Source organism: Serratia nematodiphila DZ0503SBS1, from assembly GCF_000738675.1.
Lineage (GTDB): Bacteria > Pseudomonadota > Gammaproteobacteria > Enterobacterales > Enterobacteriaceae > Serratia > Serratia nematodiphila.
Map to the genome: position 1 here is coordinate 800,742 of NZ_JPUX01000001.1, position 11,917 is coordinate 812,658.

Sequence of the window (11,917 nt, forward strand, 5' to 3'; positions counted from 1 at the left end):
GTGCCTGATGAGCGTTTTGATTGCCCTGGCAGCACTGGGATTACTGATGCTGGCCGCCTACCGCGGCTACAGCGTGATTTTGTTCGCTCCGATAGCCGCGCTGGGCGCGGTGCTGTTGACCGACCCCGGCGCGGTGGCGCCGACCTTCACCGGGCTGTTTATGGAGAAGATGGTCGGCTTCGTGAAGCTCTACTTCCCGGTGTTCCTGCTGGGGGCGGTATTCGGCAAGCTGATCGAACTGTCCGGTTTTTCCCGTTCGATCGTCGCGGCGGCGATCCGCATTCTCGGCCGGCGCCACGCCATTCCGGTGATCGTGCTGGTGTGCGCGCTGCTGACCTACGGCGGAGTGTCGCTGTTTGTGGTGGCGTTCGCGGTTTATCCGTTCGCCGCCGAGCTGTTCCGCCAGAGCGGCATCCCCAAGCGGCTGATCCCGGCCACCGTGGCGCTCGGCGCCTTCTCCTTCACCATGGACGCCTTGCCCGGCACGCCGCAGATCCAAAACATCATCCCGACCAGCTTCTTCGGCACCAACGCCTGGGCCGCGCCCTGGCTGGGGCTGATCGGCTCGCTGTTCATCATCGCGGTCGGCCTGCTGTATCTTGAACGCCAGCGGCGCAAGGCGCAGTTGAAGGGGGAGGGTTACGGCACCGAGCTGCTGAACGAACCGGAAACCCCGGACGACATCAACCTGCCTAATCCGCTGATCGCCATCCTGCCGTTGATTCTGGTCGGGGTATTCAACCTGGCCTTCACCCATTGGATCCCGCAGTGGTACGGCGCCAGCCACGATCTGACGCTGCCGGGGCTGGCCAAGCCCATCACCACCGATGTGGCGAAGATCACCGCCATCTGGGCGGTGGAAGCGGCGTTGGTGTCGGGTATTCTACTGGTGGTGGCGTTCGGCTTTGGCAATATTCGCGGCCGGCTGGCGGAAGGCAGCAAGACGGCGGTCGGCGGCGCAATTCTGGCGGCGATGAACACCGCCTCCGAATACGGCTTCGGCGCGGTGATCGCCGCGCTGCCGGGCTTTTTGGTGCTGTCGCAGGCGCTGTCGGCGATCCCCAATCCGCTGCTGAACGAAGCGATCAGCGTCACCCTGCTGGCCGGCATCACCGGCTCGGCCTCCGGCGGCATGAGCATCGCGCTGGCGGCGATGGCCGATAACTTCGTGGCCGCCGCCCACGCCGCGCATATCCCGCTGGAAGTGCTGCACCGGGTGGCCTCGATGGCCAGCGGCGGCATGGACACCTTGCCGCACAACGGCGCGGTGATCACCCTGCTGGCGATCACCGGCCTCAGCCACCGGCAGGCCTATGGCGGCATCTTCGCCATCACCCTGATCAAAAGCGCCGCGGTGCTGTTCGTGATCGGCGTGTTCTACCTGACCGGCATTGTTTAAAGGAGCGATACCATGAGTGTACAAGGCAAGACCGCGCTGGTGACCGGCTCGACCAGCGGCATCGGCCTCGGGATAGCGTCCGTGCTGGCCGCCGCCGGCGTGCGCGTGATCCTCAACGGCTTTGGCGATGTGGAAGCGGCGAAAGCGCAGGTTGCCCGGCTGGGCGCCGCGCCGGGGTATCACGGCGCCGATCTCGGCGATGCGGCCCAGATAGCGGACATGATGCACTATGCCGAGCGTGAGTTCGGCGGCGTGGACATTCTGGTGAACAACGCCGGCATTCAGCACGTGGCGCCGCTGGATCAGTTCCCGGTGGAGAAATGGAACGCCATCCTCGCCATTAACCTGTCGGCGGTGTTCCACACCTGCCGGTTGGCGCTGCCGGGTATGCGCGAGCGCAACTGGGGACGCATCATCAACGTGGCGTCGGTGCACGGGCTGGTGGCGTCGAAAGACAAGTCGGCCTATGTGGCGGCCAAGCACGGCGTGGTGGGGCTGACCAAGACGCTGGCGCTGGAAACCGCCCGCACGCCCGTCACCTGCAACGCCATCTGCCCCGGCTGGGTGCTGACGCCGCTGGTGCAGCAGCAGATCGACAAACGCATCGCCGCCGGTACCGATCCGCAGCGGGCGCGCGATGAGCTGTTGGCGGAGAAGCAGCCTTCGCAAGAGTTCGTCACGCCGGAGCAGCTCGGTGAGCTGGCGCTGTTCCTGTGCTGCGATGCGGCGGCGCAGGTGCGTGGCGCCGCCTGGAACATGGACGGCGGCTGGCTGGCGCAGTAGTGAGATTTTCCCCGGAGCGCGCAATGCGCTCCGTCGTTATTTCCCGCCTTTAATTAATTCCCTCGCGTGACGGTTTACCTGCGGCAATAATATTTTTTTGTTATTTGCTATCATTATTCCCAGATAATCACGAAGGGTTATTTTGGGTGAAACGTGCGGATTGGTTTATTTCGTGCTGCGGTTATTACATTGTTTTTCTCCGTGTTACAGGTGAACACGTTTTTGCTGAAATTAAATCCAACCTAAAATAATGGCAGGTTATGGCGTGAATTTTTATATCTTGCGTGCGCTGTTCACATCGGTTAATTATTTCTGCGTGGCTTAAGACCACCGCGTTTATAACAATAATTTTTTCGGGCAGGGGTAATAATGAGAAAAAATACAACGCCAATATTCATTGGCGGCGTTTTGCTGTCGGCGATTTCCGCCGGCGCGCAGGCCGAGATCACCATTCTGGATAAAAACCCGCAGAGCAATGTGTTGCTGGCGCCGCTCAGTTTAAAGGTGGGCGGCAGCATTCGCCCCGAGTGGATCTTCAATAACGGCCCGGAGCCGGGCTATGACAAAAACGGCCACGACGGCGGCACGCGTTTTCGCTTCAGCGGCGATTATGCGCTGACGCAGGACACCTCGATCATCGGCTATTACGAGTGGGGCGTCGATCTGGCGCACGCGCTCAGCTGGGACGGGCACTATAACGAAGACGGCAAGCGCGACTATCAGCGCCAGCTGTACGCCGGCTTCAAAGACGATCGTTACGGCACCCTGACCTATGGCCATCAATACGGCATCTATTATTCGGTGGTCGGCATTAAAAGCGACGTCTGGGATAACGATGGCCATGCGGGCGGCACCGGCATCGGTATTTCCGGCGACTATGACGGCGGCAATAAACCGAAAAACAGCATCAAATACACCAATGATTTCGGACCGGTCACGCTGTACGCAAACTACTTATTGCCGGAAGACGATCTGCACACCGCGGATAACCTGATTTATCGCCGCAAGGGCGGTGGCGGGCTGGGCTTCGATTACAAGGTGACGAAAGACTTCACCTTCAGCGCCGCCTACAGTTATACCGATGCGAAGATCAAAGACAATCTGTACCACGAACAGGATTATCACCAGCAGTTGTCCGGCACCGCGTTAACCTGGCAGCCGAACAACTGGTATATCGTCGGCACCGCCAGCTACTACAAAGATTATGTGCCGAGCACCCGCCAGCGCACGCTGTCGCACTTCTTCGCCGGTGACGGCTACGGGCTGGAAGGCTTCGTCGGTTACACCTTCAATATCGACAAGCCGTTCCTCAAATCCGTCCAGCCTTATGTGGCGGCGGACTCGCTGCGGCTGAAGGGAGACGAGGCGTATCACGCCAACCACGTCTATCTTGGTGCGGGCACCACCATCGGTTACGGTCTGTCGGTGTATGTGGAGCGCACGCTGGCCAACAGCAGCGACAACGAGCCGGACTCCACCTGGATTACGGTGTTCTACGACTTCTGATTTTCACCTGCTCCAAGCCGGCGCCTGCGCCGGCTTTTTTACATGGTGATCGCACCGCCCAGGGTCTCTCCAGAGGCGTTGCGCTCCGCCAGGTAGCGCGCCGGCGGTTTGCCCACCGCCTTTCTGAACATGGTGACGAAGCCGCTGGCGCTCTCGTAGCCCAAATCCAGCGCCACCGTCTGTACGCTCTCGCCCTGCGTCAAGCGCTGCAGCGCCAGCATTACGTGCAGCTGGCGCCGCCAGTGGCCGAAGCTCATGCCCATCTGCTGTTGCAAGGTGCGGCTGAGGGAGCGCTCGCTCATGCCGATGCGCTGCGCCCACTGGCCGAGGGTGGATTTGTCCGCCGGGCAGCTCAGCATGCCTTCGGTCAACTGCCGGATGCGCGCGTCGTCGGACACCGGCAGATGCAGATTCTCGATCGGCGCGGCCGCCAACTGATCCAGCAATACCGCCGTCAGACGCCCCTCGGCGCCCTGTTCGTCGTAAAGCGGCTCGAAGGTGCTGGCCTGCAGCAGCAGCTCGCGCAGCAGCGGCGAGACCGACAGCGTGCAGCAGCTTTGCGGCAGGCCGGCGGCGGCATGTTGATCGACGAACAGGCAGTAGGCCTCGGTGGAGCCGGCGCCCTGGGCGTTGTGCAACACGTTGCCCGGCATCCACAGCGCGCACTGCGGCGGCACCAGCCACAGCCCGTTTTCCACTTCGCAGCGGATCATGCCGCGCACGGTGTAAATCAGTTGCGCCTTCCGGTGGCGGTGCGGCTCGACTTCCCAATCCTGCTCGAGAGTCGAACCTTGCAGGGCAAACAGCGGGCGCGGCACCTGATCGATATCCAGACAGTGGCGGGGGATTTGTACTTTCATGAGAATAGTTCTCAATTTGGCGGAATTGAAAAGTATTATGTCCTGATTGCGCAATGCGGTCTAGCGCCGGTGCCGATAAAGTAAGCGCCAGTTCTAAACCCTTTCGCGAGGAAACTGATTATGTCATTGGATACCGCCGACTTTCCGCTGGTATGGATGCGCCGCAGCGGGCGCGATACCCAGGCCGAGCTGGCCGAATTCAGCGCGCTGCTGGCACGCGCCGAGCCGTTCGTCCTGATGACCGACCGCAGCGTCGGCGATGAAGAACAAGAACATGACCGCGATGCTCGCACCCAGGTGGCGCTGTGGAAACGTGATAACCGCGAGGCGCTGAAGCGGTGGGTGAAAGGCATGATCATGCTGGAGCCGGACGACGCCAAACGCGCGGCGGCGGAAGAATTCGCCGAATACGGCGCCAAATTCTGGGGCTATCCGGTACTGGTGGCCGCCGATGAAGCCGCAGGCCGGGTATTGGCGCAGACGTTATTGTTAAAATAAGGGGAACACCATGCACCAGCAACAGGTGATTGAACAGCTGCTGGCCTGGATCGAGCAGAGCCTGGATCAGCCGCTGACGCTGGACGACATCGCCGCCAAGTCCGGCTACTCCAAATGGCATTTGCAGCGGATGTTCAAGCAGCATACCGGCCATATTCTCGGCACCTACGCGCGCCGCAGAAGGCTGACCGCCGCTGCGCGTGAACTGCGCCTGACCGGCACCAGCGTGGCCTGCATCGCCGATACTTACCAGTTCGATTCGCAGCAGACCTTCACCCGTTGCTTCCGCAAGCAGTTCGGTCTGCCGCCGGCCAGCTATCGTCGCAGCCAGGATTGGTCGAGCTATGGCCTGCAGCCGCCGCTGCGCCTGACCGAAGCGCCGTTGCCGCAGGCCGATATCGTGACGCTGCCCGCCATGCAGTTGGTGGGCCATACCCAGCGCCGCAGTTTTACGCTGGGGCAACTGGCGGCCTCCAAGTGTGAGCTGCGCCGCCACGCCTGGCGGCAGTTGCTGCAGCCGCAGGCGCTGCCGGAGGTGGTATACGGCCTCACCAGTCTGGAAGTTGACCGGCGCCGCCGGGGCAGCCCGCGCATGGCCTACACCGCCGCTCTGCCGGACGAAGGGGCGCCGGGAGAGCGGGTGACTATCGAGCAGGGCGAGTATGCCCGTTTCACCTACCAGGGACAGGCGGAAGGGTTACAAAACTTTATTGTCCGGCTGTATGACACCGCCATGCCGCAGATGAACGCCATTCGCCGGCCAGGGCAGGATATCGAGCGTTTCTACCCGGCGCAGGAGGGCAGTTGCCCGCTCGGCGGCGCGGCGATCCGCTGTGAATATCTGATTCCGATACGGCGGGAAGAAGCGTTGGCCGCCGCCAGCTAGGCGGCGGTTCTCGCAAAAAATCGCCTTCGTGGCGCGTCAGGTTACAAAAAATTGCGATATTACATCGGTAATGGTTCACACTTTGATTGATGTGCACATATAATGCGCATCCGGTCCAATCCCCCTGTTTTTCAGGCCGCAGCGCTTGGCTGCCGGCTGAAACTCATCGGGGTGAAGAGGCCGTAGAAACCGATATCCCTAATCGCCAGTGGCCTTGACCAACACGAAGATGAAAATGAGCATTCGCGCGTTATTAACCCTGTTTACGGCACTGGTTGCATTCAGCCAGGCTGCCTTCGCCGTCGTTTACCCGCTGCCGCCAAAAGACAGCCGTTTGGTGGGCGAGAATATCCAAATCACCGTACCGGAAGACAGCAAACTGCCGCTGGAGAGCTTCGCCGCCCAGTATCAGATGGGGCTGAGCAACATGCTGGAGGCCAACCCGGGCGTGGATCCGTTCCTGCCGAAGGCCGGCAGCACCCTGACTATCCCGCAGCAGCTGATCCTGCCGGACGCGCCGCGTGAAGGCATCATCATCAACAGCGCCGAAATGCGTCTGTACTACTACCCGAAAGGTTCCAACACCGTGGTAGTGCTGCCGATCGGCATCGGCCAGCTGGGTAAAGACACCCCGCTGAACTGGACCACCACCGTGCAGCGCAAGAAAGACGGCCCAACCTGGACGCCGACCGCCAAAATGCGCGCCGAATACGCGGCTGACGGCGAGATCCTGCCGGCGGTGTTCCCGGCCGGCCCGGATAACCCGATGGGGCTGTATGCGCTGTATGTCGGCCGTTTGTATGCCATTCACGGCACCAACGCCAACTTCGGCATCGGCCTGCGTGTGAGCCACGGCTGCGTGCGTCTGCGCGCCGACGACATCAAGTACCTGTTCCAGAACGTGCCGGTCGGCACCCGCGTGCAGTTCATCAACGAACCGATGAAGGCCACAGTCGAACCGGACGGCTCGCGCTACGTAGAAGTGCACAACCCGCTGTCGGCCAACGAAGAACAGCTGCAATCCAAGGATCCGGTGCCGTTGACCATCTCTGCGCCGGTCGGCAAAGTGCTGATGGACGCCGGCGTCAACCAGAGCGAAGTGGACGCGGCGATCAAGGCCCGTTCCGGCATGCCGGTGAAAGTGAACTGATTGCCCAGAGCTTCAGTGAACGCGATAAAAAAGACGCCTGCGGGCGTCTTTTTTTATGCTTTCAGCTTCCGCTGTTGGCGCAGTGAATTTATTGCTTCCCTATCATCGTCTTTAAAACGAAAAGCGCCGACTCATGTTGGTCTTTATTGACTCGTTCGAGATACATATTATCAATCGCGTCGGCGATGGGGCGGCTGGCTTCGAACAGCGCTTGCCCAGCAGGCGTCAGGTAAATAAATCGGCGGCGCTTATCATGCTCGCCGGCTTCCCGTTTTAATAAACCTTTTCCTTCCATGCGGCCTAGCAATTCGGCCAGCGCGGCTTTACTGCTGATCGCCGCTTCCATTAATTCGATTTGTTCAATGCCCGGCGTTTCTGAAACGGTGGCCAGAATGGAATATTGTTGTTTGCTGAGTTCAGGAAGCGATTTTTGCCATTGAGCACTATGATCCTGAAGCAGTTCGCGAATGAGGTGGAAAAAAGTATTGGCCAGCGTTCTGTTCATACATTATTCCCTGAAAGGAAAAAAGCTAACAATAATATCAATATAACAAAATAAGCCGATAAGGGATACCTGTCCGGAAAGTTGTTCGTTTACGAACGGTTACATATTGCCCACTTGTTTTATCGTTATCTCGGGACTAGATTTGATAAATCGTTCGTATGCGAACTTTGTGAGGTATTGCATGAGATTAGTGATCGCGATGACGGGCGCGACCGGGGCGCCGCTGGGTACGGCGCTGCTTCAGGCGCTAAAAGACATGGAGGGCATAGAGACGCATTTGATCTTGAGTAAGTGGGCCAAAACGACCATTGAACTCGAAACAAATTTCACCGTGCATGACGTGATGGCGATGGCCGACGTGACGCACAGTTCTGCCGATCAGGCCGCCACGATCTCTTCAGGTTCTTTTCATACGGACGGCATGATCATTATTCCCTGCAGTATGAAAACGTTGGCGGGTATTCGAGCCGGTTATGCTGAAGGGCTTATTGGCAGAGCGGCGGATGTGATTATCAAAGAAGGGCGGAAGTTGGTGTTGGTTCCCAGAGAAACGCCGTTGAGTACTATTCACTTGGAAAATATGCTCGCGCTCTCGAAATTGGGGGTGTCATTGGTTCCCCCCATGCCCGCTTATTATAACCACCCCACTCGTATCGATGACGTTACCGATCATATTGTCGCACGCGTGCTGGATCAATTTGGTCTTGATCATCGCCGGGCAAAGCGCTGGGCAGGACTAAAAGAAAATAGCAAAAAAACCACTGACACCGAGGAAGGTTAAATATGGCTTATGACGATCTGCGAAGTTATTTAGCGGCGCTGGATGAGGCCGGACAATTACTCGATATTACCGAGGAGGTTCAGGCGGAACCGGATATCGCCGCGGCAGCCAACGCCACAGGCAGAATGGGTGAGGGTGCCCCCGCCATTGCATTCAGGAACATTAAAGGCTTTGAACACGCGCATGTGGTCATGAACACCATCGGGTCATGGCAGAATCACGCCATAGCCCTGGGGCTCCCGCCGGCCACGCCGGTGAAGCAGCAAATCGATGAGTATATTCGCCGCTGGGATCATTTTCCCGTCTCTGTGGAACGTCGCGATAATCCGCCGTGGGCCGAGAACGAGGTCAACGGTGAGGAGATTAATCTGTTTGAGATCCTGCCGCTGTTTCGCTTAAACGATGGCGACGGTGGATTCTACCTGGATAAGGCCTGCGTGGTTTCCCGCGATCCTGAAGATCCGACCCACTTCGGCAAGCAAAACGTCGGCATTTATCGCATGGAGGTGAAGGGCAAGCGTAAGCTGGGCCTGCAGCCCGTGCCGATGCACGACATCGCGCTGCATCTGCATAAAGCAGAAGAGCGCGGCGAGGATCTGCCTATCGCCATTACGCTAGGCAATGACCCGATCATTACGCTGATGGGGGCGACGCCGCTCAAATACGATCAGTCGGAGTATGAAATGGCCGGCGCCCTGCGTGAAAGCCCGTACCCGATAGCGACGGCCCCCTTGACCGGCTTTGATGTGCCCTGGGGTTCCGAAGTCATCATTGAAGGAGTGATTGAAGGCCGCAAGCGCGAGATTGAAGGCCCGTTCGGCGAATTTACGGGGCACTATTCCGGCGGCCGTAACATGACGGTGGTGCGCATCGATAAGGTTTCTTACCGCTCGCGGCCGATTTTCGAATCCCTGTATCTGGGCATGCCCTGGACAGAAATCGACTACCTGATGGGGCCGGCCACCTGTGTGCCGCTGTATCAGCAGTTGAAAGCCGAGTTTCCGGAAGTGCAGGCGGTTAATGCGATGTATACCCACGGGTTGCTCGTCATCATTTCCACTAAAAAGCGTTATGGCGGTTTCGCGCGCGCGGTGGGGATGCGGGCGATGACCACGCCGCATGGGCTGGGCTATGTGAAAATGGTGATCATGATCGATGAGGATGTCGATCCCTTCAACCTGCCGCAGGTTATGTGGGCGCTGTCCGCCAAGGTCAATCCGGCCGGCGATTTGGTGCAATTGCCGAATATGTCGGTGCTGGAGTTGGATCCCGGCTCCAGCCCGGCGGGGATCACGGACAAACTCATCATTGACGCGACCACGCCGGTGGCTCCGGATACGCGCGGCCACTACAGCCAGCCGGTCAAGGATTTACCCGAAACTGCCCTGTGGGTGGATAAATTAACCGCCATGCTGGCTAACCGTCATTAAGGAGTTCCTATGATTTGTCCTCGTTGTGCCGATAAACAGATAGACGTCATGGCGCATTCACCGGTCAAGGGCGTGTGGACGGTATACCAGTGTCAACACTGCCTTTATACCTGGCGTAATACCGAGCCTGCTCGCAGAACGGAACGGGAGCATTATCCGCCCGAGTTTCGCATGACTCAGCAGGATATCGATAATGCGCCGGAAGTGCCGACCATTCCTCCTCTTTTGAGGAAATGAAACCGCAGGCGGGGAAAGGCCCGCCTTTTCATGGAAATAACAATGATGAAAAATGAAGACGTCGTTCTGCTTGACGCCGCCTGGCAGCCCTGCGGGACGACGCCCAAAGATCAGGTCCACACGCGGCATACGCCGCTGCATCTGGCTTTTTCATGCTACCTGTTTACTGTCGAGGGTGCAGTGTTGGTCACCCGGCGCGCGTTGAGCAAAACCGCCTGGCCGGGGGTCTGGACCAATTCTTTTTGTGGGCATCCCCTGCCGCAAGAGGCGCTGGCGCAGGCCGTTATACGTCGCGCTCAGGTTGAATTGGGCACGGAAGTCGAGCAGATAACGCTGCTGAGCGACGCCTTCAGTTATCAGGCGACCGACGTGTCCGGCATCATGGAAAATGAGGTTTGCCCGGTATTTGCCGCGCATTGTAAAGGCGCTCTCTGCGCTAATCCGGATGAAGTGGCGGATTATGCGTGGGTCGATCTCAACAACTTAATGGCGGCGGTAAAATTAACGCCATTCGCTTTCAGCCCGTGGATGGTTTCTCAATTGAATACCGGTGCGATAACATCAGGTTTGAAAAAATACAGGGATGCCATAACCATAAAGAGCGCAGCGCGCGACATTAGGGACGGTGCTGTAATAAAATAAATAGTCACCGCAAGGGTGACTATTTATTCATTCATGTTTACAGGCTGCCGCCGACCGAGGTCGAGGTGGAGCCGATAGTCTCGCGGAAATGTTTCGCGTAGTCGGCCACTTCCTGCTGCGTATGCGTCAGGCCATAAAGACCCAGCCCCACACCGCCTGCAACGCCGCCGATGATGGTGCCGACCAATTGGCCGACCGCACCGGCAATAAAGCCGCCTGCGCCTGCGGATTTACCTGCAATCAACGCGCCGGTCATGGCGCCGTCCAACAGCCCATCCCAGGCCGCGTTCAGATCGCCACCGCTAACGTACTGTTCTTCATATTGACTAAGTACTTTCATATACAATCCTTATAAATAAAAGGGTGACTTAGTGGGTTTAATTAAATTCTAAAATAACGCCGCAGCGCCATTTCACTTTAAAAATATAACGGATGCCATTTGATTGGCAATATTCCATTCAACGAAGGGTGTTATTTGGTTAAATATAGTCGCATTTATTTTTGGCGAGTGTTTTAAAGAGGGGGGTTGGGAATTTTCTTGGGAAAAATAGCAGATATCGCTGGGAGGTGAGAAGCAAAGCCGCCACCGGTTGGCGCAGTTTGTCACTATTTTCACATTTATTGTCTCGTCATTCGCATGGCGTTAGGCCCACATTGCAATTATTCCAATAAAAACTATCGCTAATTAATGAGTTATATCTCCGCATTTATTGCCCGCCATTGAAAAAATTCTCGCAAAAAATCTCCACTGTGAAAATAAGATCACACAAGCGTAACAAAAGGTAAACAAACCCCTCCTATATTGGCTGCTTCGCTTTTGGAGGGAGTGTCATGCGTAACTGGAACGAACCGAAAAAGAACAAAGCGCACATCGAACTGATCCCGATGATCGACGTGATGATGTTTTTATTGGTGTTTTTCGTCTTGATCAGCCTGAACGTCATTCCGGCGCTCGGGCTGAAAACGCAGTTGCCGTCCGCCGGCAGCGCGCAACAGCTGAAACCGCAGAAGAAAGCGATCATCACGCTGGGGGCCGACGAACAGCTGCAGCTGGATGGCCAGCCGATCGCGCTCGACGCGTTGGTCAACACGCTGAAGCAACAGCAGCAGGCCAACCAGACCACCACCATCATCGTCAACAGCGATAAAGGCGTGGCGGTCGAGCGGCTGGTGGCGGTCATGGATAACCTGCGCCAGGGCGGCTTCTTCTCCGTCTCCATCGCGACACGGAAGCTGTGAC

General features: G+C 57.9%; 13 protein-coding genes and 1 pseudogene. 11 read left to right on the top strand and 3 right to left on the bottom strand.

Translation table 11 applies throughout. The annotated features are described in order from the left end of the window. Positions 1 to 4: 4 nt before the first annotated feature. The 3 genes from JL05_RS03645 (at position 5) to JL05_RS03655 (ending at position 3,688) form a co-directional block, all read left to right on the top strand. Entirely contained in the window at positions 5 to 1,399 is a 1,395-nt protein-coding gene (locus JL05_RS03645) for a GntP family permease (RefSeq protein WP_197716273.1), read from the top strand. Positions 1,400 to 1,411: 12 nt separating this feature from the next. Next, complete coding sequence (locus JL05_RS03650) at positions 1,412 to 2,182, top strand: 3-hydroxybutyrate dehydrogenase (RefSeq protein ID WP_033631695.1); 771 nt, start codon at positions 1,412 to 1,414, stop codon at positions 2,180 to 2,182. A 369-nt stretch (positions 2,183 to 2,551) separates the two neighbouring features. Further along, positions 2,552 to 3,688, top strand: coding sequence for a porin (locus tag JL05_RS03655; protein ID WP_004933268.1), 1,137 nt, complete (start codon positions 2,552 to 2,554; stop codon positions 3,686 to 3,688). Between the two features lie 38 nt (positions 3,689 to 3,726). Here JL05_RS03655 and JL05_RS03660 read toward each other — a convergent pair whose 3' ends face one another. Beyond that, the gene (locus tag JL05_RS03660) at positions 3,727 to 4,548 is read right to left on the bottom strand and encodes an AraC family transcriptional regulator (RefSeq protein WP_015376501.1); all 822 of its coding nucleotides are present in this window, start codon (positions 4,546 to 4,548) and stop codon (positions 3,727 to 3,729) included. 120 nt (positions 4,549 to 4,668) lie between these two features. Here JL05_RS03660 and JL05_RS03665 point away from each other — a divergent pair, with 120 nt between their 5' ends. The 3 genes and pseudogenes from JL05_RS03665 to JL05_RS03675 all read left to right on the top strand — a co-directional run. Beyond that, a complete protein-coding gene (locus tag JL05_RS03665; protein WP_033631696.1) occupies positions 4,669 to 5,046 on the top strand; it encodes a hypothetical protein in 378 nt (125 codons plus the stop codon). Positions 5,047 to 5,056: 10 nt separating this feature from the next. Then, positions 5,057 to 5,932 (top strand): helix-turn-helix domain-containing protein, encoded by an 876-nt coding sequence (locus JL05_RS03670; RefSeq protein WP_033631697.1) that lies wholly within the window; start codon positions 5,057 to 5,059, stop codon positions 5,930 to 5,932. 229 nt (positions 5,933 to 6,161) lie between these two features. Further along, a pseudogene (locus JL05_RS03675) lies at positions 6,162 to 7,079 on the top strand (L,D-transpeptidase family protein); the annotation flags it as partial. Positions 7,080 to 7,170: 91 nt separating this feature from the next. Here JL05_RS03675 and JL05_RS03680 read toward each other — a convergent pair. Beyond that, on the bottom strand, positions 7,171 to 7,587 hold the full coding sequence (locus tag JL05_RS03680; protein WP_004933256.1) for a MarR family winged helix-turn-helix transcriptional regulator: 417 nt from the start codon (positions 7,585 to 7,587) through the stop codon (positions 7,171 to 7,173). Positions 7,588 to 7,768: 181 nt separating this feature from the next. Here JL05_RS03680 and JL05_RS03685 point away from each other — a divergent pair, with 181 nt between their 5' ends. The 4 genes from JL05_RS03685 to idi are packed head-to-tail and all read left to right on the top strand — an operon-like array spanning position 7,769 to position 10,677. Next, the gene (locus JL05_RS03685; RefSeq protein WP_033631698.1) at positions 7,769 to 8,368 is read left to right on the top strand and encodes a non-oxidative hydroxyarylic acid decarboxylases subunit B; all 600 of its coding nucleotides are present in this window, start codon (positions 7,769 to 7,771) and stop codon (positions 8,366 to 8,368) included. Between the two features lie 2 nt (positions 8,369 to 8,370). Further along, entirely contained in the window at positions 8,371 to 9,798 is a 1,428-nt protein-coding gene (locus JL05_RS03690) for a non-oxidative hydroxyarylic acid decarboxylases subunit C (protein WP_033631699.1), read from the top strand. Between the two features lie 9 nt (positions 9,799 to 9,807). Next, complete coding sequence (locus JL05_RS24630; protein ID WP_004933250.1) at positions 9,808 to 10,035, top strand: non-oxidative hydroxyarylic acid decarboxylases subunit D; 228 nt, start codon at positions 9,808 to 9,810, stop codon at positions 10,033 to 10,035. Positions 10,036 to 10,077: 42 nt separating this feature from the next. Beyond that, positions 10,078 to 10,677 carry an isopentenyl-diphosphate Delta-isomerase gene (gene idi / locus JL05_RS03695; RefSeq protein WP_033631700.1) on the top strand — a complete coding sequence of 200 codons (600 nt, stop codon included), beginning with the start codon at positions 10,078 to 10,080 and terminating at the stop codon, positions 10,675 to 10,677. A gap of 37 nt (positions 10,678 to 10,714) precedes the next feature. On the opposite strand, the gene JL05_RS03700 is transcribed toward idi, so the two are convergent. Further along, entirely contained in the window at positions 10,715 to 11,017 is a 303-nt protein-coding gene (locus tag JL05_RS03700) for a DUF5862 family protein (RefSeq protein ID WP_004933246.1), read from the bottom strand. Between the two features lie 491 nt (positions 11,018 to 11,508). Between JL05_RS03700 and JL05_RS03705 the strand changes: the two genes are divergently transcribed. Beyond that, the gene (locus tag JL05_RS03705; RefSeq protein WP_004933244.1) at positions 11,509 to 11,916 is read left to right on the top strand and encodes an ExbD/TolR family protein; all 408 of its coding nucleotides are present in this window, start codon (positions 11,509 to 11,511) and stop codon (positions 11,914 to 11,916) included. Position 11,917: the final 1 nt, after the last annotated feature.